Source organism: Streptomyces sp. NPDC025806 (assembly GCF_055558275.1).
The window spans coordinates 411,120-432,165 of sequence record NZ_JBVHMU010000003.1 but is presented as its reverse complement, the minus strand read 5'-3'; the positions used below and the strand labels follow the sequence as shown (position 1 = coordinate 432,165).

The 21,046-nt window shown below is 73.9% G+C and carries 19 protein-coding genes; 12 read left to right on the top strand and 7 right to left on the bottom strand.

Features of this window, described 5'->3' with window-relative positions; all coding sequences use genetic code 11:
- Window positions 1–134: 134 nt before the first annotated feature.
- The 3 genes from ACZ4E1_RS09000 (at window position 135) to ACZ4E1_RS08990 (ending at window position 4,456) form a co-directional block, all read left to right on the top strand.
- The gene (locus ACZ4E1_RS09000) at window positions 135–1,115 is read left to right on the top strand and encodes a helix-turn-helix domain-containing protein (protein ID WP_467537245.1); all 981 of its coding nucleotides are present in this window, start codon (window positions 135–137) and stop codon (window positions 1,113–1,115) included.
- A gap of 387 nt (window positions 1,116–1,502) precedes the next feature.
- Window positions 1,503–1,985: a DUF456 domain-containing protein gene (locus ACZ4E1_RS08995; RefSeq protein WP_467537243.1), complete on the top strand. Its 483-nt coding sequence runs from the start codon at window positions 1,503–1,505 to the stop codon at window positions 1,983–1,985.
- A gap of 140 nt (window positions 1,986–2,125) precedes the next feature.
- Window positions 2,126–4,456: a glycosyl hydrolase family 95 catalytic domain-containing protein gene (locus ACZ4E1_RS08990; protein ID WP_467537241.1), complete on the top strand. Its 2,331-nt coding sequence runs from the start codon at window positions 2,126–2,128 to the stop codon at window positions 4,454–4,456.
- 6 nt (window positions 4,457–4,462) lie between these two features.
- Here ACZ4E1_RS08990 and ACZ4E1_RS08985 read toward each other — a convergent pair whose 3' ends face one another.
- The 4 genes from ACZ4E1_RS08985 to rsgA all read right to left on the bottom strand — a co-directional run bounded on the left by ACZ4E1_RS08985 (window position 4,463) and on the right by rsgA (window position 8,617).
- On the bottom strand, window positions 4,463–5,101 hold the full coding sequence (locus tag ACZ4E1_RS08985) for a YceI family protein (protein ID WP_467537239.1): 639 nt from the start codon (window positions 5,099–5,101) through the stop codon (window positions 4,463–4,465).
- Window positions 5,102–5,281: 180 nt separating this feature from the next.
- The gene (locus ACZ4E1_RS08980; RefSeq protein ID WP_467537606.1) at window positions 5,282–5,758 is read right to left on the bottom strand and encodes a methylated-DNA--[protein]-cysteine S-methyltransferase; all 477 of its coding nucleotides are present in this window, start codon (window positions 5,756–5,758) and stop codon (window positions 5,282–5,284) included.
- Window positions 5,759–5,828: 70 nt separating this feature from the next.
- Entirely contained in the window at window positions 5,829–7,223 is a 1,395-nt protein-coding gene (locus tag ACZ4E1_RS08975) for a DNA-3-methyladenine glycosylase 2 family protein (RefSeq protein ID WP_467537238.1), read from the bottom strand.
- A gap of 278 nt (window positions 7,224–7,501) precedes the next feature.
- Window positions 7,502–8,617, bottom strand: a complete 1,116-nt coding sequence (rsgA, locus tag ACZ4E1_RS08970; protein WP_467537236.1) for a ribosome small subunit-dependent GTPase A — start codon at window positions 8,615–8,617, stop codon at window positions 7,502–7,504.
- A 324-nt stretch (window positions 8,618–8,941) separates the two neighbouring features.
- Here rsgA and ACZ4E1_RS08965 point away from each other — a divergent pair, with 324 nt between their 5' ends.
- The gene (locus ACZ4E1_RS08965) at window positions 8,942–9,496 is read left to right on the top strand and encodes a GTP-binding protein (RefSeq protein ID WP_467537234.1); all 555 of its coding nucleotides are present in this window, start codon (window positions 8,942–8,944) and stop codon (window positions 9,494–9,496) included.
- Between the two features lie 59 nt (window positions 9,497–9,555).
- Here ACZ4E1_RS08965 and ACZ4E1_RS08960 read toward each other — a convergent pair whose 3' ends face one another.
- Window positions 9,556–9,957: a MerR family transcriptional regulator gene (locus tag ACZ4E1_RS08960; RefSeq protein WP_467537232.1), complete on the bottom strand. Its 402-nt coding sequence runs from the start codon at window positions 9,955–9,957 to the stop codon at window positions 9,556–9,558.
- A gap of 37 nt (window positions 9,958–9,994) precedes the next feature.
- Window positions 9,995–11,017, bottom strand: a complete 1,023-nt coding sequence (locus tag ACZ4E1_RS08955) for a zinc-binding dehydrogenase (RefSeq protein ID WP_467537230.1) — start codon at window positions 11,015–11,017, stop codon at window positions 9,995–9,997.
- A 203-nt stretch (window positions 11,018–11,220) separates the two neighbouring features.
- On the opposite strand from ACZ4E1_RS08955, the gene ACZ4E1_RS08950 reads away from it, so the two are divergent.
- The 8 genes from ACZ4E1_RS08950 to ACZ4E1_RS08915 all read left to right on the top strand — a co-directional run bounded on the left by ACZ4E1_RS08950 (window position 11,221) and on the right by ACZ4E1_RS08915 (window position 20,003).
- Window positions 11,221–11,844, top strand: coding sequence for a helix-turn-helix domain-containing protein (locus tag ACZ4E1_RS08950; RefSeq protein ID WP_467537228.1), 624 nt, complete (start codon window positions 11,221–11,223; stop codon window positions 11,842–11,844).
- Between the two features lie 67 nt (window positions 11,845–11,911).
- A complete protein-coding gene (locus ACZ4E1_RS08945) occupies window positions 11,912–13,111 on the top strand; it encodes an NAD(P)/FAD-dependent oxidoreductase (RefSeq protein ID WP_467537226.1) in 1,200 nt (399 codons plus the stop codon).
- Window positions 13,108–13,518, top strand: a complete 411-nt coding sequence (locus ACZ4E1_RS08940) for a (2Fe-2S)-binding protein (RefSeq protein WP_467537224.1) — start codon at window positions 13,108–13,110, stop codon at window positions 13,516–13,518. The genes ACZ4E1_RS08945 and ACZ4E1_RS08940 overlap by 4 nt, the downstream gene beginning before the upstream one ends.
- The gene (locus ACZ4E1_RS08935; RefSeq protein WP_467537223.1) at window positions 13,515–14,975 is read left to right on the top strand and encodes an FAD-dependent oxidoreductase; all 1,461 of its coding nucleotides are present in this window, start codon (window positions 13,515–13,517) and stop codon (window positions 14,973–14,975) included. The genes ACZ4E1_RS08940 and ACZ4E1_RS08935 overlap by 4 nt, the downstream gene beginning before the upstream one ends.
- 99 nt (window positions 14,976–15,074) lie before the next feature.
- The gene (locus tag ACZ4E1_RS08930; RefSeq protein WP_467537221.1) at window positions 15,075–16,013 is read left to right on the top strand and encodes a dihydrodipicolinate synthase family protein; all 939 of its coding nucleotides are present in this window, start codon (window positions 15,075–15,077) and stop codon (window positions 16,011–16,013) included.
- Window positions 16,010–17,011: a proline racemase family protein gene (locus ACZ4E1_RS08925; protein WP_467537220.1), complete on the top strand. Its 1,002-nt coding sequence runs from the start codon at window positions 16,010–16,012 to the stop codon at window positions 17,009–17,011. Before ACZ4E1_RS08930 ends, ACZ4E1_RS08925 begins: the two co-directional genes overlap by 4 nt.
- 41 nt (window positions 17,012–17,052) lie before the next feature.
- Complete coding sequence (locus tag ACZ4E1_RS08920) at window positions 17,053–18,543, top strand: amino acid permease (protein WP_467537217.1); 1,491 nt, start codon at window positions 17,053–17,055, stop codon at window positions 18,541–18,543.
- Window positions 18,540–20,003 (top strand): aldehyde dehydrogenase (NADP(+)), encoded by a 1,464-nt coding sequence (locus ACZ4E1_RS08915; protein ID WP_467537215.1) that lies wholly within the window; start codon window positions 18,540–18,542, stop codon window positions 20,001–20,003. Before ACZ4E1_RS08920 ends, ACZ4E1_RS08915 begins: the two co-directional genes overlap by 4 nt.
- 81 nt (window positions 20,004–20,084) lie before the next feature.
- Here ACZ4E1_RS08915 and ACZ4E1_RS08910 read toward each other — a convergent pair whose 3' ends face one another.
- Window positions 20,085–21,023 (bottom strand): hypothetical protein, encoded by a 939-nt coding sequence (locus ACZ4E1_RS08910; protein ID WP_467537213.1) that lies wholly within the window; start codon window positions 21,021–21,023, stop codon window positions 20,085–20,087.
- Window positions 21,024–21,046: the final 23 nt, after the last annotated feature.

Below are 21,046 nucleotides of genomic sequence, written 5' to 3'. Positions count from 1 at the left end.
GTTGATGCTGCGGTGGCATGACCTTGGCAGAGTCACCGCCGGTACAGGGGAAGATGGGCGCGGCGGGTTTGTGCCGTGGCTCTTTCCCGCCACGGGGGTGACGGAACGGACGGCCGGGGAGGGGCGTCACACGGATGTTGGGTGCGATAGGTCTGGACGAGGTGCACGAGTCGGCGTACCGCGCGCTGGTGGCGGTGGGCGCGGCCGAGGTGCCGGACCTGGCGCGGCGGCTCGCCCTCGCGGAGTACGACACGGAGCGGGCGCTGCGCCGGCTGGAGCGGCACGGGCTCGCGGCCCAGTCCTCGGGGCGGCCCGGGCGCTGGGTGGCGGCGCCGCCGGGGGTCGCGCTCGGCGCGTTGCTCACCCAGCGCCGGCACGAGCTGGACAAGGCCGAGCTGGCGGCGGCGATGCTCGCCGAGGAGTTCCGGGCGCAGGACGCGCAGCCGGCGGTGCACGACCTGGTCGAGGTGGTGACGGGGGCGGCGGCGGTCTCGCAGCGCTTCCTGCAGATCCAGCTGGGCGCGGCCGAGGAGGTGTGCGCGCTCGTGACCGGGAACCCGATCGCGGTCTCGGGGATGGAGAACGAGGCGGAGCCGCAGGCCGTCAGCCGGGGCGTGCGCTACCGCGTGGTGGTCGAGCGGGGGGTGCTGTCGCTGCCGATGGGCCTGACGGAGCTGTCCGCGGCGATCGGCCGGGACGAGGAGGTGCGGGTCGTGGACCGGGTGCCGACGAAGCTGGTGATCGCCGACGGGGCGCTCGCCCTGGTGCCGCTGACCTCGCAGACCTCCGAGCCGGCCGCGCTGGTGGTGCACGCGAGCGGGCTGCTGGAATCGCTGAGCGGTCTCTTCGAGGCGGTGTGGCGCCAGGCGCTGCCGCTGCGGCTCGGGGCGGACGGCCACGTGACGGAGGAGGGCGTCGACGGCCCGGACGGCGCGGACCTGGAGATCCTCTCCCTCCTCCTGGCCGGTCTCACGGACGCGAGCGTGGCCAAGCAACTGGACCTGGGTCTGCGCACGGTCCAGCGCCGCGTGAAACGCCTGATGGAACTGGCGGGCGTGACGACGCGACTGCAGCTGGGCTGGCACGCGTACGAGCGGGGCTGGGTGTCCCGCTGACCGCCTCCGGCGGGTGGCGGGACACACGTGGGGGCTGAGGCGACGGATCCGGCAAGCCGTCGCCTGCGGGGCGCCGACCAGGGCCGGGTCCAGCGGATCCCGGCGGGAGCCCGGCTCCGGCGCCCCCGAGGGGCGCCGCCTGATGCGACGGTGACGGCTGGCTGGCGGCGCGGCGTCTGGCGGTGCGTATCGGCGCGTGCCGCCGGGGCCGGGCGCGAGCCGGGATGGCGGGGGCGGCGGAGGTCGGTGGGTCCGGCGAACCGTCCGCGCCCGGGTACCGGCAGGGCGGGTTCCGGCGGCGCCGCGCACGCCCCGGTCGGCTTCGGCCGCGGCTTTCGGCACACGCCCTAGATCGCCGGGGGAGCTTGATCATGGCAACCTGACCTCATGGGAGCGTGGGAACTCCTGCTGGTCGGAGCCGTGATGGCGCTCGGCGTGTGCGGAGTGCTGGTGCCAGGTGTGCCCGGCTCGTGGCTGGTGTGGGCCGCGGTGGCCGTGTGGGCGCTGCGTGACCCGACCGGGCTCGCCTGGGGCGTCCTGGTGGGCGCCACGGCGGTGCTGCTCGCCTCCCAGGTGCTGCGCTGGCAGCTGCCACCGCGCCGGCTGCGGCAGGCGGGCGCGACCCGCAGACTCTCGGTCTGGATGGGGCTCGGGGCGCTCGTCGGCTTCTGCGTGATTCCGGTGATCGGAGCGATCCCGGGGTTCGTCGGCGGGATCTATCTGTCCGAGCGGCTGCGGCTCGGCGGGCACGGGGACGCGAAGGCGTCGACCCGGACGGCCATGCGGGCGGGCGGCTCCAGCGTGCTGGCCGAGTTGTTCGCGTGCCTGTTGATCGTGGCGGCGTGGCTCGGTGCGGTGATCTGGGGCTGAGCCGGAGCCCGGACGTCGACGGCGGACCCCGCACTACCTCGACAGCCATCGGATCTATCCCGCTGTATTGACGTGCCCACGTCCCATCTCTACCTTGCGGCAGTGGACAGCTCCGATGAATTCGGCCGCCAGGAGGCGTCATGCCCAGACCGTCCCGCCGCACCGTGCTCGCCACCGGATCCGCGCTGGGCGGTGCGGCCCTGGTCGGTGCCGCGGGCGCCCTGCCCGCCCAGGCGTCCCCCGCCGGAGCGGGCACCACGGACAGCGTGACCGCCGCCCCCGACGCCTGGCGCACCGTCCTGGACGACGCCGACCTCGTCTGGCAGCGGATGCCGAAGACCTGGTACGAGGGCCCGTACCTCGGCAACGGCTTCCTGGGCAGCGGTATCTATCAGGAGCCCGGCAAGAACGCCGTACGGTTCAACGTCCAGCACTCCGAGGTGCAGGACCACCGCCCCGAGTTCGGCTCCCTCTTCGGACTGGCCCGCCTCCCGATCGGCCACTTCACCCTGGAACCGGTCGGCACGATCACCGGCCTCGACTGGCGGCTCGGCCTGCGCGACGCCGAGCTGACCGGCACCCTCACCACCGACCGGGGCACTCTGCGGCTGCGCGCCCACGTCCACACCAGCCGCTCCGTGCTCGCCGTGGAGGTCGTCCCGAGCGAGGGCGAGCGCGGCTTCCGCTGGGTCTTCCACCCGGCCGACGCGAAGAGCCCCCGCACCGCGTTCCAGCCGACCCCCGCCGGCTACCAGGGCAATCCGCCCGCACAGGTCTCCACGTACGAGGACGGCACGGAGGCCGCAGTGCAGTCGCTGCTGTCCGGCGGCGAGCACGTCACGGCCTGGCGGGAGGTCACTCAGGGTGAGCGCCGCACCCTGTACGTCGACGTGCGGCACTCGTTCCCGTCGGCGACGGCCCGCGACCGCGCCCTGGCGAACGTACGGGCCGCCGCGCAGCTCCCGTACGACACCCTCGCCGCCCCGCACCGCGCCTGGTGGCGCGCGTACTACCGCAAGAGCTTCCTGTCGGTGCCGGACGCGCGGATCCAGCGGTTCTACTGGATCCAGCTGTACAAGACGGCGTCGGCGGCCCGCCGCGACGCCCCGGTCATGGCGACCTGCGGGCCCTGGCTGGAGTCGACGCCCTGGCCCGCGACCTGGTGGAACCTGAACGTGCAGCTGGAGTACTGGCTGATCCACGGCTCCAACCATCTGGAGCTCGACGCGGTGACCCGCGCGCTCGGCGAGTTCCGCGAGAACCTGACCGCCGAGATGGCGCCCGCCTACCGCGCCGACTCCCTCGGCATCCCCCGCACCACCGACGCCCGCCTCGTCAACGGCGGCGCCACCAGCAACGCGCAGGGCTACGGCGTCGGCATCCCCGGCCAGAACCCGCCGACCCCCGAGGTCGGCAACCTCACCTGGGCGCTGCACAACGTGTGGCTCAGCTACCGCCACACCATGGACGAGGCGATCCTGCGCGACGTCCTGTACCCGCTGCTGCGCAAGGCGGTGAACTACTACCTGCACTTCCTGGAGCCGGGCGCGGACGGCAAGCTGCACCTGCCCGCGACGTTCTCCCCCGAGTACGGCGGCACCACCCGCGACTGCAACTACGACCTGATGCTGCTGAGCTGGGGCTGCCGCACCCTCCTCGAAGCGGTCGAGACCCTGGGGGTCGACGACGCGCTGGCGCCGCGCTGGCGCGAGGTGCTCGCCAAGCGGGTCCCGTACCCGACGGACGCGAACGGCTTCATGATCGGCGCCGACATCCCCTTCGCGAAGTCGCACCGCCACTACTCGCACCTGCTCGCCGTGTACCCGCTGTACGAACTGACGGGCCGCACCGCCGACGAGCGGGCCCTGATCGAGAAGTCCCTCGCGCACTGGGTCGGCTTCGAAGGCGCCTTGCAGGGCTACACGTTCACGGGCGCGGCGTCCATGTCCGCGCTGCTCGGCAAGGGCGACGACGCGCTGAAGTACCTGGGGCAGCTGATGAGCCGCTTCATCCAGGCGAACACCATGTACAAGGAGACGGGGCCGGTGATCGAGACGCCGCTGTCGGCCGCCCAGTCCCTGCACGACATGGTGTGCCAGTCCTGGGGCGGCACGATCCGTGTCTTCCCGGCGCTGCCCGCCTCCTGGGCGGACCTGGCGGTGCACGACTTCCGCACCCAGGGCGCCTTCCTGCTCAGCGCGGTCCGCGAGAAGGGGGTCACGCGCTGGGTGCGGCTGGTCAGCGAGGCGGGCGCGCCGTGCGTGGTGCGGCACGGCATCGCGGGCCCGGTCGAGGTCCGCGACGGCGCGGGCGAACCGCTGCCGTACGAGGACGCGGGCGACGGCGCGATCCGGATCCGGCTCGCGAAGGGCGCCTCCGCGCTGGTGACGGCGGCGGGCGACCGGCCGGACCCGACGGTCGCCCCCGTCGCGCCGAACGCGGCGGCCCCGCGCTGGGGCCTGCCCGCGTAGAAGCGGCTACTCCGGCTGGGGCGCGCGGATCGCCGAGATGTCGAACTGGAGGCGGACCTTCTCGCTCACCATCGTGCCGCCCGCCTCCAGGCGCTGGTTGTAGACCAGGCCCCAGTCGGTGCGGTCGATGGTGGTGGTCCCGTCGAACCCGGCCCGCTCGAAGCCGAACGGGTCGAGGACGGAGCCGAGGTAGTCGAGCTGAAGGTCGACGGGGCGGGTGACGTCCCGGATGGTGAGGTCGCCCCGCATGAGGAAGGTCTCGCCGCCGTTGTGCACCGTGGAGGTGCTGCGGAAGGACATCTCCGGGAAGCGGCGGGCGTCGAAGAAGTCGGTGCCCGCGATGTGCGCGTCGCGCTGCTCGACGCCCGTGTCGACGCTGGCGACCCGGATGACGAGCTCGGCGCGCGACTCCTCGGGGCGGGCCCCGTCGAAGTACATGCTGCTGTCGTAGTCCGCGAACGCGCCGCGCACCGTGGTCACCATGGCGTGCCGGACGGAGAAGCCGATGCGGCTGTGCGGGCGGTCGATGACCCAGTTCCCGGTCAGCCTGCGCAGCGCGGGATCGAGGTCGAGCGTGGCGACGCCGCCACCGGCCGGCGTGTCCGGTGCGAGCGTCTCGGTCCGACGACGGCTGAAGATACCCATTGAGCGCGAGGCCCCCTTCGGAATTGGTCACTCCGTGTTATCACGGGGGGCTGCGGTGGCTCTCAGCGAGATGGGCGCCCTCGTCCGGCTTCCATCCCCTCGCCTGCAAAAATGCACAGAACCACCATGAGTGTGGATGTACGGCGGGGTGGCCGCCCCTCACTCATGGTGAGGCCGCGCTCAGATGCCGCCTTCCAGGGTCAGCAGCTGGACCTTCCGTTCGAGACCGCCGGCGTACCCGGTGAGGGAACCGTCGGCGCCGATGACGCGGTGGCAGGGCCGCAGGATGAGCAGCGGGTTCGCGCCGACGGCGCCGCCGACCGCGCGGACGGCGGCGCGCGAGGCGCCGATCCGGGCGGCGACCTCGCCGTAGGTGGTGGTGGCGCCGTAGGGCACGTCGTCGAGCGCGTCCCACACCTTGCGCCGGAACTCGGTCCCTTCCGGCCTCAACTCCAGGCGGAACTCCTTGAGTTCGCCGGCGAAGTAGGCCGCGAGCTGCCGCCCCGCCTCCGCGAACCGCGCCTGGTCCCGCACCCACCCCTCCCCCACGCTCCGCCCGCCCTTCTGCCCGGGCACCGACAGCGAGGCCAGCGCCCCGCCCGCGTCCCCGGTGAGCAGCAGCTCCCCGAGCGGGCTCGGAAAGGTCGCGTAGTACACGGTCGGATGCAGGTTCTGGTGGACGTCCTGGTGCACGCTCTGGTCAGTCACGATGCTTCCCACTTTCCTTCTACGAGCTTTCTACGAGGAGGTGCTGACGGGCGTAGGAACGCCACGGCCGCCAGGCGTCGCCCCGGGCCCGGCCGGTCAGGTCGTCGCCCGGCACCGCCACATCGGGGTCGCCGAGGGCGCGCATCCTGATCAGGGCGACCGTGCGGGCGTCCATCCCGGGCAGGGACCGGAGCACGGCCTCGGCGTCGTCGCGGTCAGCCCCGGGGTCGAGCCGCAGGGTCCCGTCGGCGAGCACGCGGGCGAGGGCGCCGAGCGTGCCGCCTTCGTCGACGAGGGCGTCCGGGGCCGGGAAGACACGGTCGAGCCCGCCGCAGGGCGCGTCGAGCCGTTTCCCGTACCGCTCGACGAGTCGCGCCGCCTCCCTGGGCCCGACGACGGCCCGCACGGCGCACTCCTCGGCGTCAGCGGCCCCGGGCGAGCGCAGGCCGGGCCGGGCGGCGACCAGCGGGGCGAGGTCCGGATCGGCGCCGAGCCGCTCGTCGATCGCGTACGGGTCGGCGTCGAGGTCGAACAGACGGCGCAGGCGCCCGACGGCGGTCGTCAGGTCGCGCAGGTCGGTGAGGTGGATGCGGGCGTCGAGCCAGCCGCCGCGGTGCTCGGCGCGGGTGCCGGGCTGTTCGTGGGCGGCCTCGTCGACCGACACGATGCCCGTGCCGTACGGGAGCCGCAGCGTGCGCCGGAACACGCGCGCCCCGGGCGCTCCCGTCAACTCCTCGATCCCGTCGACGCGTTCACGGGCGAGGTGGTCGAAGACCGGCCCGGCGCGGTAGGGGCCGCGGTGGGCGAGCCGGAGCGGGATCCCGGCGACCCCGGCGACGGCACGCCCGCGCTCGGGGGCCTCGGCCCGCAGCTCGGTCGGGGTGCGGGCGTAGACCTCGCGGACGGTGTCGTTGAACTGCCTGACGCTGGCGAAACCGGCGGCGAACGCGATCTCGGTGACCGGCAGCGGGGTCGTCTGGAGCAGGAGGCGGGCGGTGTGGGCGCGCTGGGCGCGGGCGAGGGCGACCGGCCCTGCGCCCAGCTCGGCGGTCAGCTGGCGCTGGACCTGCCGGGCGCTGTAGCCGAGCCGGGTGGCGAGGCCGCCGACGCCCTCCCGGTCGACGACCCCGTCGCCGATCAGCCGCATCGCGCGTCCGACGACGTCGGCCCGCACGTTCCAGGCCGCCGATCCGGGCACGGCGTCCGGCCGGCACCGGCGGCAGGCCCGGAAACCCGAGCTCTGGGCGGCGGCGGCCGTGGCGTAGTACCGCACGTTCTGGCGTTTCGGGGTGACGGCGGGGCAGCTGGGCCGGCAGTAGATCCCGGTGGTCCGCACGGCGAAGAAGAACTCGCCGTCGAACCGTGCGTCGCGGCTGCGGACTGCTTCGTAGCGGGTGTCTTCTTCGGTGCCCATGCGTCCCATTTTGCCGGGCCCTCCGGGGTGGGGCTGGCGGAAATCGGACACGGGGGTGGGGGGGCGGGTTCGTGGCCGGGTGCGGGCCGGTGGGGCTTCTCGCGCCCCGCGGCGGAGCCGCTGATAGACACAGCCCCGCGCCCCTAGAGGCGAACGGCTTCGCCGCTCAGCCTCTATCGGGGAAATGCGACCCGAAGGGTCTGCATTTCAGGGGCGCGGGGAACTGCGCGACCAGCCACGACGAAAGCCGCACCCGGCGACGATCCCGCGACCAGCCCCTACAGAGGCCGGCCCTGCTTCAAGCGGACCGCGGCACGGCCCTGGGCCCCCCGCGCCTTCCACTCCCGGCGCAACTCACCCCGAACCCGCGCATCGGCCCGAGCGACCAGCCGCCGATTCTCCCGCAGCAGCTTCCGGTAACTGTCGAGCCGCCGCTGATGCAACCGCCCGTCGGCCAGCGCAGCGACCACCGCACAGCCGGGCTCCGCCTCGTGCGCGCAGTCGTGGAACCGGCACTGCTCCGCCAGCTCGGTGATCTCCGCGAAGACCTGCTCGACCCCGGCCTCGGCGTCGTAGAGCCCGACCCCGCGCAGCCCCGGCGTGTCGATGAGGACGCCGCCGCCGCTGAGCACGAACAGGTTCCGGGTGGTGGTGGTGTGCCGGCCCTTGCCGTCGATGTCGCGTACGGCCTGGACCTCCATGACGTCGGCGCCGACCAGCGCGTTGGCGAGGGTCGACTTCCCGGCGCCCGAGGCGCCGAGCAGGACGGACGTCCCGCCGGCCACGACGGACCGCAGCACGTCCACACCCTCGCCGTCGCGGGCGCTCACGGGGAGCACCTGGACGCCGGGCGCGGTGTTCTCGACGTCGGAGACGAGGTACGACAGGCCGAGGGGGTCGGGCACAAGGTCGGCCTTGCTGAGCACGACGACCGGCTGCGCCCCGCTCTCCCAGGCCAGCGCGAGGAACCGCTCGACGCGGCCCAGGTCGAGCTCGGCGGCGAGGGAGACGGCGATGATCGCGTGGTCGACGTTCGCGGCGAGGATCTGCCCCTCGGACCGCTTGGACGAGGTGGACCGCACGAAGGCCGTGCGGCGCGGCAGGTACGCCCGCACGTAGCGCGGGTCGGCGCCCTCGGGATCGACGACGGCCCAGTCCCCCGTGCAGATGACCTTCATCGGGTCACGGGGAACGACGAACTCGGTGTCGGCGCGGACAACGCCGTCGGCGGTGACGACGTCGCACTGCCCGCGGTCGACGCGCACCACACGCCCGGGCAGGAGCCCCTGCTCGGCGTACGGAGCGAACTCCGCGTCCCAGCCGGTGTCCCAGCCGTAAGGGAGCAGCGAAGAAGACAGGGAGGAAGAAGAAGAGGTGGAGCTGGAGGAAGACAAGGGGTGACCCTTCACATGGGTGGCCCCGGCATCGCGCACGCACAGGCGTGCACGGAAAGAAGAGGGTGAGGTCAGCCGGCGGCCACGGAGGTGGAGTTGACGAACTTCCGGATGCGGGCAACGCCCGTCGCAGCGACAGTCATCGGTCGACACCTCCCGGGTCACACATGGGTCAGAGGCAGCGGCAGCCGCCTGAACGAGCACGACCTTAACCACCCGCACCGACCGCGCGCCACTGAATTTCGACGGGGCGGCGGCCGGGCACGCCACAGCGCCCCAGTAGCCTGCAACGGCAGTCGGCGGCGAAGGAAAGAGGCGGTTCTCATGTGGGGCAGGCGGCGGAGCGACGGTACGGGTCCCTTGGTGCGGGCGGCGGTCGTCGGCGCGCAGGGGCACGGGAAGAGCACGCTGGTGGGCGCGCTGCCCGGGGCGCTGTCGGCGGAGTTCGGCCCGTCGCCCGATCCGGAGGGCCAGTTCCTCACCTCGCGCGGCCCGTATCACCTGCACGACTGCCCCGGCCTGGACGACTTCAGGTCCCGACTCGCGGTCGGCGCCGACCAGTTGACGGGCGTCGTGCTCGTCGTCTCCGCCGAGGACGGGCCGCTGCCGGAGACCCGTGCGTACGCGGCGGCGGCGCGGGAGGCTGGCGTGTCCCGGATCGCGCTGTACATCAGCAAGTGCGACCGGGTCGAGGCCGAGGAGCTCGCGGAGCTGGTCGGCCTGGAGGCCTGCGAGATGCTCCGCGAGGAGGGCTACCCGGGGAACAAGGTACCCATGATGTTCAGCCACGCGCTGGACGCCGCCCGCGACCCCAAGTCCAAGAAGGCCCGCCGCGGCCTGGTCCAGCTGGCCCAGGCCCTGGACACGCCGTTCCGCTGACCTGCGCCGGATGCGGCGGGCGAGGGGGACGAGCAAGCCGCGTCTCCCCCTCGCCCGGTTCACCCCTCCCGCATCGCGGCCGGAGTCCGCGCCGGCTCCGGGGCCGCGATCTGCCGGGTGAGGGCGTCGCGCAGTGCCGTCAGTCTGCCGATCTCCGCGTCGAGCGCGTCGATCCTCAGTCGGACGACGCCCGGGGCCTGCCCCGGCGCGGGGGCGGTGCAGCGGCGGCCGGGGTCGGTGATCAGCAGGTCGATGCGGTCGGCGCAGGCGTGGACGTCCTCGACGGTCAGGCCGAGGGAGAGCAGGTGCCGGATGACGCGGACCCGGGCCACGTCCCGTTCCGCATAGAGCCGCTGGCCGGTCGCCGTGCGGCGCGGAGCGGGCAGCAGGCCCCGTTCCTCGTAGAAGCGCAGTGCGCGCGGGGTGGTGCCGGCGGCGGCCGCCGCGTCTCCGATACGCATCCGAAGTCTCCCTCGTCACCTGGTCGGTCGGGCCGGGTCAGATCTGCACCACCAGGGTTCCGAAGTGCCGTCCCTGGTGCAGTTCCTGCAACGCTCCCGGGGCCCGATCGATGCCCGGCAGCGTCACGTACGGGTGGACGAGTTCCCCGGTCCGCAGCCAGTCGGCCAGGCGCTCGTGCCACTCCTCCTCCACGCCGGGGTGGTCGCCGCCCTGGTAGCCGAGCAGCGCCACCGACTTCCTGACGAGCAAGTAGGTGTCGATCGCGGCGGGTGCGGTGCCGCCCCCGAGGGCGGGGTCGAACTGGCCCGACAGCGCTCCGACCAGGCCCACTCGCGCGCCGGGCCGCGCCGCCACGAGGGCCTCCGTGAGCTGTTCGCCCCCGACGTTGTCGATGATCACGTCGTAGCCGTCCGGCGCCGCCTCGGCGAGCCGTCCGGCCAGATCCCCGTCCCCGGGCACCACCACGGCGTCGTAGCCGAGTTCCCGCCGCAGCCGTTCGGCCTTGCCCGGGCTGCGGGTCGTGCCCACCACCCGTCCGGCGCCGAGCAGCCGGGCCACCTGTCCGGCCAGCGACCCGACGCCGCCCGCCGCGCCGGTCACCAGGACCGTCTCGCCCGCGCGCAGCTTGGTCAGCCGGGTCAGCGCCCCGTACACGGCGGAGGCCGTGGACAGCAGCGCCACCGGGTCCGGATGCCCGTCCGGCACGACCCGCACCGTGTCCGCGCCGACCACCGCGTACTCCCGCCACCCGAGCAGGTGGGTGACCAGCGTCCCGACCGGTACGCCGGTGGTCCCCGGTCCCGTGGCCACCACTTCACCGAGCGCCGGGCCGAACAGGGGCTCGCCGGGCTTCAGCGGCGGCATCGGGAACCCTTCGGCCTCCTGCGAGACGAGGGTGCGCAGCCCCGCGAAGACCAGGAACTGCCGGTTGCGCACGAGGAGCTGACCGGCTCCGGGGCGTGGCACCGGCACATCGGCGACCCGGAAGTGCTCCGGGGCCGGCAGACCGGCGGGGTTGCTGACCAGCTGGACTTCGCGACCGAGAGACGGTGTGGACATGGGTGACCTCCGGGGCCGTGGCCGTAGTGCCTGAACGGGCGCCGGGACGCTAACCCCTGACGTACGGGGGAGAGGCAAGGGCAGGACCGCGGACGGGCGTGGACATCTGCGCGCCCGACACCGCATCCTGATCCACAGACCGAACGATGCACACTGCGGGCGTACGGTATATCGAACGCAAGCTGGAGAGAAGGGGGAGCGGCGTGAGCGAGTCCGGGAACTCGATCCGGGGGATGCTGGCCACCAATCTGAGACGGGCCAGGACCGAGCGGGGACTGTCGATCTCCGAGCTGTCCCGGCGTTCGAAGATCGGCAAGGCGACGCTGTCGCAGCTGGAGTCCGGCACGGGGAACCCGACGATCGAGACGGTGTTCAGCCTCTCGCGCGTACTGGAGGTGGCCGTCTCCGACCTCCTGGACGCCCGCCCGCCCGGCGGCCTGACCGTGGTCCGCGCGGAGGAGGTGGAGGTGCTGAGCGGCGAAGGCGTCGACCTGCGCCCGCTGCGCCGCATCGAGACGGGCGAGGCCGTCTTCGAGGTCTTCGACCAGCGCGTTCGCGCCGATCGCCGCCAGGAGTCGCTCGGCCACGTCGGCACCGAGCACACCATCGTGCAGACCGGCCGGCTCGGCGTGCAGGTCGACGGGCACGAGGTGGAACTGGGCCCCGGGGACTACGTCGGCTTCGACGCCGCCTCCCCGCACAGCTACACGGCGCTCGACGGCGACGTGCACTCGGTGCTGCTGCTCCAGTACCGCGCGGACCAGCGACTGCACCTGTCGGACCCGGCACTGGACGCTCCCTCCCCCGAAGAAATCCGTCCGACGTGACCGTTGACACGTTCTGAACCCCCGCCGTACGTTCCCAGTGTTCGCTTTACCGAACGCGGAGGGTTCGATGTACGGAACACGGGTGGCGGTGCTGGGTGCGGGCATCGTCGGCGCCGCGTGCGCTCGCGAGCTGGCTCTGGCCGGGCTCGACGTCACCGTCGTGGACCGCGGCGGCGCGGCGTCGGCGACCACCTCGCACGGCGAGGGCAATGTGCTGGTCTCCGACAAGGGCCCGGGCCCCGAGCTCGAACTCGCCCAGCTCTCCCGGGCGTTGTGGCCGCAGGTGCTCGCCGCGGTCGCCGAACGATCCGGCCAGGCGGCGCACGCCGTCGAATGGGAGCCCAAGGGCGGCATCGTCGTCGCGACCACCGGCCCCGGGGCCGAGGCACTGGCCCGGTTCGCCGCCGGGCAGCGCGCGGCGGGCGTCCGCGCCGACGTCCTCGACGCGGAGCAACTCGCCGAGGCCGAGCCGTATGTGACCCGTGAGCAGACGGCGGCCCTGCACTACCCCGAGGACGCCCAGGTGCAGCCTGCCGGTGCGGCCGCCGCACTGCTCGGCGACGCGCTCGCCGCGGGCGCCACCCTGCGCACCGGCCGCGAGGTGCTCGGCGCGGTCTGCCGGGGCGGCCGGATCACCGGGGTCCGCACCTCGGCCGGCCTGCTGGAGGCCGACTGGTTCGTGAACGCGGCGGGCCCCTGGTCCGGCGAACTGTCCGCGCGGCTCGGCGCCCCCGTGGACGTCCGGCCCCGCCGCGGCGACGTCCTCGTGACGACGCCGCTGCCGCCGACGGTCTTCCACAAGGTGTACGACGCGGACTACGTGGGCGCGGTCGGCAGCAGCGCCGAGGACCTGCAGACCTCCGCGGTCGTGGAGTCCACACGCGGCGGCAGCGTGCTCATCGGTTCCTCGCGCCGCCGGGTCGGCTTCGACGACCGACTGCGTCCCGAGGTGCTGTCGGCCGTCGCCACGAAGGCCCTGCGCCTGTTCCCGACGCTGGCCGGGGTCCCGGTCATGCGCGCGTACGGCGGCTTCCGGCCCTACGTCCCCGATCATCTCCCCGTCATCGGCGCCGATCCGCGCCTCGACGGCCTGTGGCACGCGGGCGGTCACGAGGGCGCCGGGATCGGCCTGTCCGTGGGCACGGGGCGGCTGCTGCGGAATCTGATGCTGGGCGAGCCGACGGACCTGGACGCGTCCCCGTTCCGCGTGGACCGGCCGGCCGTGCTGGGTACCGGAGCCCGCCCCCTGACCGAGGAGTCGATATGAGCCCCCGACGTGTCCGTGCCGGGTCCGACGCGGTGCGCCGGACGGACCGGCCGCTGCGGATCACCGTCGACGGCGAGCCGGTGGACGGGATCGCCGGGCAGACCGTCGCGGGCGTCCTACTCGCCGCCGGCCGCCTCGCCTGGCGCGAGGGCCGCTCCGGTGCGCCGCGCGGCGTGTTCTGCGGGATCGGCGTCTGCTTCGACTGTCTGGTGACGGTCGGTGGGGAGCGGGACGTACGGGCCTGCCGCCGCCGCGCCCGGGACGGCGACGTCGTCACGACGCAGAGCCGGCACGCCCCCGAGCCGCACCGCGCCCCGGCCGGCCCCTCCGCCTCCACCGCCTCCTCCGCCGCCGCCTCCGCCCCCGCCGCCGAGACGCCTGACGCCCCGCGAACGGAGAAGTCATGACGGTCCGTCATGTCGTGGTCGTCGGCGCGGGCCCCGCGGGTCTCGCCGCCGCCGGGACCGCCCTGGCCGCCGGCGCCCGGGTCACCCTGATCGACGCCGCCGACCGGCCCGGCGGCCAGTACCACCGGATGCTGCCCGAGGCGTACGACGCGGCCCGGCCCGAGGTGCTGCACCACGGCTGGCGGGCCTTCGACCGGAGCCGCCGCCGGGTGCTCGCCCACCCCCGGTGCGCCTGGTGGTCCGACACCTCGGTGTGGGCGCTCGAACGCCCGGACCCCGAGCGGCCCGGACCCCCGCGCGTCCACGTCCTGCGCGGCCCGGTCGACGCCGGCGGCCGGCGCCGCACCACCCTGGACCCCGACGCGCTGGTCCTCGCGGTCGGCGCCCACGATCGCGTACTCCCCTTCCCCGGCTGGGAGTTGCCCGGGGTGTTCACGGCCGGCGCCGCGCAGGCGCTCGCGAAGGGGGAGCGGGTCGTGGTCGGTGACCGGGTCGTCGTCGCGGGCACCGGGCCGTTCCTGCTGCCCGTGGCCGCCTCGCTCCTCGAAGCGGGCTCGCGGGTCCTCGAAGTCCTGGAGGCCAACCCGCCGGGCACCGTCGCCCGCGGCTGGTCACGGCGACCCTGGCAGCTGGCCGCCCAGGCCGGCAAGGGCGGTGAACTGGCCGAGTACACCGCCCTGTTGCTCCGCCACCGGGTCCCGTACCGCACCGGCCGCACCGTGGTCGAGGCGCGCGGCGACGGCCGGGTCGAGGAGGTCGTCACCGCGCGGCTGCGCGCGGACTGGTCGGTCGTCCCGGGCAGCGAGCGCACGCTGGCGGTGGACGCGGCGTGCGTGACGCACGGCTTCAGCCCCCAGCTGGAGCTGCCCGTGGCCGCCGGATGCGCGCTGCGCGGCGGGCCCGGCGGGGAGTTCGTGGAGGTCGACGCCGACCAGGCCACCACCGTCCCCGGCGTCTACGCGGCCGGGGAGATCACCGGTGTCGCGGGCGCCCCCGCCGCCCGGGCCGAGGGCGCGCTCGCCGGGTGGCTCGCCGCCGGGGGCGATCCGGGGGCGGCCCCGCTGCGGCCCCTGCGGCGCGGCCGGGACCAGGGCCGCGCGTTCGCCGCGCGCCTGGCCGACGCGCATCCGATCGGTGCGGCCTGGCCCGGGTGGCTGCGCCCCGAGACCGTCGTCTGCCGCTGCGAGGAGGCCGACTACGCCTCCCTGTGCCGGGCGGCAGCGCGTCCGGAGAGCGCTTCGGCGCGGGTCGCGAAGCTGGAGACCCGGGCGGGGCTCGGCCCCTGTCAGGCCCGGATCTGCGGGCCCACGGTCGCGGAGCTCAACGCCCGCTTGTCCGGGGCGCGTTCGGAGGGAGCGGTCGAGGGTCTACCGGCGCCCGCGCCGCATCGGCGCCCGATCGCCCAGCCCATCCGCCTCGGCGACCTGGCCGCGCCGCCCGAGCCGCACCACCCCTGAACCACCCCTGAGCCACCCCTGAGCCACCCCTGAGCCACCTCTGAGCCACCTCTGAGCTTTCTGAACAGCCATCAGATCCCTTTCCCAGGAGCAGAGTTCATGAGCGACACCCAGAAGCAGCAGTCCCTGTCCCTCGGCGGCGTGGTCGTGGCCACCGCCCTCCCCTACTACGAGGACGCCTCCGCCCCGGCCGGTCTCGCCGTGGACTACGACCAGTACGCCGACCACTGCCGCTGGCTCGTGGAGAACGGCTGCCGCGGCGTCGGCCCGAACGGCTCGCTCGGCGAGTACTCCTCGCTGACCGACGAGGAGCGCCGCAAGGTCGCGCGGACCGCGAAGGAGGCGGTCGGGGACACGGGCGTCGTGGTGGTCGGCGTGCACGGTGTCGGCTCGCACCAGGCCAGGCACTGGGCGGAGATCGCCGCCGAGGACGGCGCGGACGGTCTGCTCTGTCTGCCGCCGACCATGTACCGCGCCAACCGGGGCGAGGTCCTCGCCCACTTCGAGGCGGTGGCCTCCGTCGGACTGCCCGTCATGGTCTACAACAACCCGATCGACACCAAGGTCGACCTGACACCCGACCTGGTCGCCGAGATCGCGCGGATCGAGAACGTGGTCGCCGTCAAGGAGTTCTCGGGCGACGTGCGCCGCGTCCTGGAGATCAAGGAGCGGGCCCCCGGCCTGGAGATCATCAGCGGTGCCGACGACGTCGTCCTGGAAAGCCTCCTCATGGGCGCCACGGGCTGGTTCGCCGGCTTCCCGAACGTGTTCCCCGCCGAGTCGGCCCGCCTGTACGAACTGGCCACGAGCGGCAAGCTGGAGGAGGCCCGCGCCCTGTACGAGCCGCTGGTCGCCGCGTTCCGCTGGGACTCGCGCACCGAGTTCGTGCAGGCCATCAAGCTGGGCATGGAGCAGGTCGGCCGGTACGGCGGCCCGTGCCGTCCGCCGCGCGGCCCGCTCACCGCCCGGATGCGCGAGCAGGTCGAGGCCGACATGGCCCGCGCGATCGCCGCGCTGGAAGCGGGGTCCGCCCGATGAGGTCGATCCGCACGCTCAGTGCCGTCGACTCGCACACCGAGGGCATGCCCACCCGCGTCGTCACCGGCGGGGTGGGCCCGATCCCGGGCGACACGATGGCCGAGCGTCGCCGGTACGCGATGGAGCACCTGGACGGGCTGCGCCGGTTCCTGGTCGACGAGCCGCGCGGGCACTCCGCGATGAGCGGCGCGATCCTCCAGCCGCCGACCCGGCCGGACGCCGACTGGGGCGTGCTCTACATCGAGGTCAGCGGCTTCCTGCCGATGTGCGGCCACGGCACGATCGGCGTGGCCACCGTCCTCGTCGAGACGGGCATGGTCGAGGTCACCGAGCCGGAGACCCGGGTCCGCCTGGACACGCCCGCCGGACTCGTCGAGGCCCAGGTCACGGTGCAGGACGGCCGCGCCGAGAAGGTGACCCTGCGCAACGTGGACTCGTTCGCCCTCGAACTCGACGCGTCCGTCAAGGTGCCCGGCCTCGGCGAGGTCCGGTACGACATGGCGTACGGCGGGAACTTCTACGCGATCGCCGAACTCGACCGGCTGGGGCTGCCGTTCGACCGGGCCCGCAAGGACGAGATCCTCGCCGCCGGTCTGGCGGTCATGAAGACGATCAACGAGCGGAATCGTCCCGTGCATCCGGCGGACCCGCTCATCGGCGGGTGCAAGCACGTGCAGTTCCTCGCCCCGGGCTCGGATGCGCGGCACTCGCGCAACGCGATGGCGATCCACCCGGGCTGGTTCGACCGCTCGCCCTGCGGCACCGGCACCTCCGCGCGCATGGCGCAGCTGCACGCGCGCGGTGAACTGCCGCTGGACACCGAGTTCGTGAACGAGTCGTTCATCGGCACCCGGTTCACCGGCCGTCTCCTGGAGACCGCCGAGATCGGCGGACTCCCCGGTGTCGTCCCCGAGTTCTCCGGCCGGGCCTGGATCACCGCCACGGCGAACTACCTGCTCGACCCGAGCGACCCCTTCCCCCACGGGTTCGTGCTCTAGCGCGTCCCCCGCGCCCCTACGTCTTCACGGAGGGAACCCCCGTGTCCCGTTCGACACCCGTCATCCGCCCGCCGAGAGCGGCCCCGCGCGGCGGCCTGTTCTCCCGGCAGGGCATCTTCCGACTCAAGCCCGTCTCCTCCTCGGAGGAGGAAGAGACGGGCGGCCTGCGCCGGACCATGGGGCTGTGGCAGCTCGTCGCCCTCAGTCTCGGTGGTCTGGTCGGCGCCGGCGTCTTCTCCCTCGCCGGCGTCGTCGCCCACGAGGACGCCGGTCCCGGCGTCCTGATCTCGTTCCTCGTCGCCATCATCGCGAGCACGGCCGCCGCGCTCTGCTACGCCGAGTTCGCCGGCGTCATCCCGAAGGCCGGCTCCGCGTACACATACTCGTACGCGGCGCTCGGCGAGGTCGTCGGCTGGCTCATCGGCTGGGACCTGCTCCTGGAGTACACGGCGATCGTCGCCGTGGTCGCCATCGCGGTGTCCGGCTACTTCTCGTACATCCTGGAGCGGGTCGGGATCGACCTGCCGTCCTGGATGCTCGGCGCGCCCGGCACCGGCCCCGGGCACAAGGTCGACCTGTTCGCCGCCGCGCTCTGTCTGCTCCTCGCGTTCGTGCTGTCGCGCGGCACCAAGGAGTCGGCGCGCTTCGAGACGATCCTCGTCGTCGTCAAGCTCGGCATCGTCGCCCTGGTCGTGATCGCGGGCGCCTTCCACATCTCGGCGGGGAACTACACGCCGTTCCTGCCGTACGGGCTCGGCGGCGCGTTCACCGGCGCCGCGACCGCGTTCTTCGCCGTCTACGGCTACGACGCGATGAGCGCGGCCGCGGAGGAGAGCGCCGAGGCGAAGAAGGTGCTGCCGAAGGCGATCGTGATCTCGCTGGGCATCGCCGCCGTCATCTACCTGCTGGTGTGCCTCGTGCTGCTCGGCATGCAGGACTACCGGGACATCGACACGCAGAGCCCGTTCTCCAGCGCGCTCGGCGCCGTCGGTCTCGGCGGGCTCGGCATCGTCGTCGCGGTCGGCGCGATCATCGGCATCACGACCTCCGCGTTCGCCAACATGCTGGCCGTCTCCCGCGTCTGCTTCTCGATGAGCCGCGACGGGCTGCTGCCGCGCTACTTCGCGAAGAACCACGAGAAGCGGCACGTGCCGACGCGGGTGATCTGGCCCGTGGGTGTCGGTTCCGCGCTCATCGCCGGGTTCCTGCCCATCCGGGAGGCCGCCGACCTCACCAACATCGGCATCCTGGCGGCGTTCACCGTCGTCGCGATCGCCGTCGTGGTCCTGCGCCGCACCCGCCCCGACCTCCCCCGCTCCTTCCGCACCCCGCTGGTCCCCCTGGTCCCGGCGATCGGCGTGGCCTTCTCCCTCTGGCTCATCGCCAACTTGGACTGGGTCACCTGGGTGCGCTTCGCCGTGTGGATGGTGCTCGGTCTGATCCTCTACTTCTCCTTCGGCGTCCGGCACTCGGAGGAGAACAAGCCCCGCGTCGCCGCGCAGGAAGACCTGCCGGAAGGGACGGCGTCATGAGCTCGGACAGCGGCACGAACACGGTCGCACGGGACCCCGGCGAGGCCGTGACCGCCGCCGGCGGTGCGGTCGGAGGGTGGGCCGGGGCGGCACCCCGGGAACGGGCGCGGGCCCTGGAGGCGGTCGCCGACGCGCTGGAGGCGGCGCGGGACGAGCTGGTCCCCCTCGCCGACTCCGAGACGCGGCTCGGCACGGCCCGGCTCACGGGCGAGCTGAAGCGCACCGCCTTCCAACTCCGCCTCTTCGCCGAAGAGTTGCGCGAGGGCGCCTACCTCGACGTACGGATCGACCGCGCCGATCCGCGGTGGCCCACCGGGCCGCGTCCCGAACTGCGCCGGTTCCGCACCGCGATCGGCCCGGTCCTGGTGTTCGGGGCGAGCAACTTCCCGTTCGCGTTCAGTGTGGCCGGCGGCGACACGGCGTCGGCCCTCGCGTCGGGCTGCCCCGTGGTCGTCAAGGCGCACCCGGGACACCCCGGGCTCTCCCGCCGCACCGCCGAGATCGTCGGCGAGGCGCTGGCCGAGTCCGGTGCGCCGGACGGCGTGTTCGCGCTGATCGAGGGTGAGCGGGCCGGGGTGGAGGCGCTGCGTCACCCGCTGCTGCGCGCCGCCGCGTTCACCGGTTCCGAGCGCGGCGGCCTGGCGCTGGCCCGGATCGCCGCCGAGCGGCCCGAACCCATCCCGTTCTACGGGGAGTTGGGCAGCGTCAACCCGGTGGTCGTGACCCCGGCGGCGGCTCGGGCACGCGGTGCGGAGATCGCCGAGGGGTACGTCGGGTCGCTGACCCAGGGTGCGGGACAGTTCTGCACGAACCCGGGGCTGCTGTTCGTGCCCGCCGACGGTCCGGTGGACGAGATCGTACGACGGCTGCGGACGGCACCCACCGCGCCGATGCTCGGCGACCGGATCGAGGACGCGTACGTCGCCGGAGCGGACCGGCTGGCCGCGCTGCCCGGGAGCAGGCGGCTGGTGTGGCCGGACGACGGGGAGTCGGCGGCGCCGCGGCTGCTCGGCATGGCGCTGGCGGACTTCGCCGGGGACGTCCGGGCCGCGGCCACGGAGTGCTTCGGCCCGCTGGGCCTGGTCGTGACGTACGAACGGCTCGCGGACGTGGCTGCCGTGATCGCGTCGCTGCCCGGGCAGCTCACCGCCTCGCTCCACGGCGAGCCCGAAGAGGGCGACGCGCTCACGGAACTGGCGGCGGCGCTGGCCGAGCGGAGCGGCCGGGTGCTGTGGAACCAGTGGCCCACCGGCGTTTCGGTCACCCACGCGATGCAGCACGGCGGCCCGTTCCCCGCGACCACCGCGCCGGCCACGACGTCCGTCGGCACCGCCGCGATCGAGCGGTTCCTGCGCCCGGTGGCCTATCAGGCATGGCCGCAGGATCTGCTGCCGCCGGCGCTGCGCGACGCCAACCCGTGGGGGGTTCCGCAGCGGATCGACGGACGCCTCGCTACGTGACGGGGTCCTCCAGCGTCGGGACGCAGGGGGACAGCAGTGGCTCCGTGTGCGCGTCGACGCGGGTGCGGAGTACGTCGACGGTCAGCGCGCGAGCGTCTGGTCGCGCCAGCGGGTGTACTGCTCGTCGGGGTCGCCCGTGTAGGACCAGGGCACGTCGGTGGCGCGGTTGTCGAGCAACTGGAAGACCTCGCCGAGGCGTTCCGTGAGGCCGGCCTTGGTCAGGCCGTGGGCCAGGTGGTTGAGGTCGGCGACGTCCTGGGCGCCGGGGACGCGGTGGGTGATCCACTTGTCCAGCGCGGTCGTCAGGTCGCGGCGCGCCTGTTCGTCGCTCCAGTGGTGGCTCAGGCCGAGCGAGCCGCGGCCCTCCTCGGCGACCCGGTGCCGGTAGTGCTCGGCGCGGGCCACCTGGGTGAGGACGGCGAGCGGGGACCCGTACGGCGCGTAGGCGGCGGCGTCCCAGGCGAAGTTGAGAGCCTGCCCGTAGGAGCCGTGCCAGCGCGCGGACAGGAACCGCAGGGCCTGGTGGTGGCCCTCGCGGTGGTACGGGTCCCGGGCGAGCAGCTCCTTCCACCAGGCGTGCATGTCGGGGTGGCCTCCCGGGTACAGCCGGCCCAGCGCGACCAGCGAGACCCAGGGGTAGGGGTCGGCGGGGGCGAGGGCGGCGGCCCGATGGCAGAGCCAGGCGGCACTGTCCAGCCGTTCGGCGCCCGCGTCCTCCCCGGCCCGCGCGGCGGCGAACATCCGCATCACCTCGGTCTCGGCCCGCAGCACGGCGGCGTCCGGGTTGTGCGGTTCCGAGGCCTGCCAGAGGTCGACGGTGCGCCGCCCGGCCGCCGCGTCGGCGAGCAGCCGGATGCGATGGGCCCGCCGGTCCCAGTCGCCGGGCGTACGGGCCAGCAGGTCCCGGGCGCCCTCCCACCGGCCGAGCAGCATGTCCTGCCGGCCGTCGGCCAGCGCCCGGTCGCCGAACGCCGGGTCGTAGTCCGGTGTGTGCCGCTCGCGGCGCAGCCAACCTGCCATGACGGTTCCCCCTGGATGCGTGG

What these genes read in the sequence shown, in the direction of transcription:
- ACZ4E1_RS09000 (WP_467537245.1), top strand. Translation starts at nt 135, where the DNA reads ATGTTGGGTGCGATAGGTCTGGACGAGGTGCACGAGTCGGCGTACCGC.
- ACZ4E1_RS08995 (WP_467537243.1), top strand. Translation starts at nt 1,503, where the DNA reads ATGGGAGCGTGGGAACTCCTGCTGGTCGGAGCCGTGATGGCGCTCGGC.
- ACZ4E1_RS08990 (WP_467537241.1), top strand. Translation starts at nt 2,126, where the DNA reads ATGCCCAGACCGTCCCGCCGCACCGTGCTCGCCACCGGATCCGCGCTG.
- ACZ4E1_RS08985 (WP_467537239.1), bottom strand. Translation starts at nt 5,101, where the DNA reads ATGGGTATCTTCAGCCGTCGTCGGACCGAGACGCTCGCACCGGACACG.
- ACZ4E1_RS08975 (WP_467537238.1), bottom strand. Translation starts at nt 7,223, where the DNA reads ATGGGCACCGAAGAAGACACCCGCTACGAAGCAGTCCGCAGCCGCGAC.
- ACZ4E1_RS08965 (WP_467537234.1), top strand. Translation starts at nt 8,942, where the DNA reads ATGTGGGGCAGGCGGCGGAGCGACGGTACGGGTCCCTTGGTGCGGGCG.
- ACZ4E1_RS08960 (WP_467537232.1), bottom strand. Translation starts at nt 9,957, where the DNA reads ATGCGTATCGGAGACGCGGCGGCCGCCGCCGGCACCACCCCGCGCGCA.
- ACZ4E1_RS08955 (WP_467537230.1), bottom strand. Translation starts at nt 11,017, where the DNA reads ATGTCCACACCGTCTCTCGGTCGCGAAGTCCAGCTGGTCAGCAACCCC.
- ACZ4E1_RS08945 (WP_467537226.1), top strand. Translation starts at nt 11,912, where the DNA reads ATGTACGGAACACGGGTGGCGGTGCTGGGTGCGGGCATCGTCGGCGCC.
- ACZ4E1_RS08940 (WP_467537224.1), top strand. Translation starts at nt 13,108, where the DNA reads ATGAGCCCCCGACGTGTCCGTGCCGGGTCCGACGCGGTGCGCCGGACG.
- ACZ4E1_RS08935 (WP_467537223.1), top strand. Translation starts at nt 13,515, where the DNA reads ATGACGGTCCGTCATGTCGTGGTCGTCGGCGCGGGCCCCGCGGGTCTC.
- ACZ4E1_RS08930 (WP_467537221.1), top strand. Translation starts at nt 15,075, where the DNA reads ATGAGCGACACCCAGAAGCAGCAGTCCCTGTCCCTCGGCGGCGTGGTC.
- ACZ4E1_RS08925 (WP_467537220.1), top strand. Translation starts at nt 16,010, where the DNA reads ATGAGGTCGATCCGCACGCTCAGTGCCGTCGACTCGCACACCGAGGGC.
- ACZ4E1_RS08915 (WP_467537215.1), top strand. Translation starts at nt 18,540, where the DNA reads ATGAGCTCGGACAGCGGCACGAACACGGTCGCACGGGACCCCGGCGAG.
- ACZ4E1_RS08910 (WP_467537213.1), bottom strand. Translation starts at nt 21,023, where the DNA reads ATGGCAGGTTGGCTGCGCCGCGAGCGGCACACACCGGACTACGACCCG.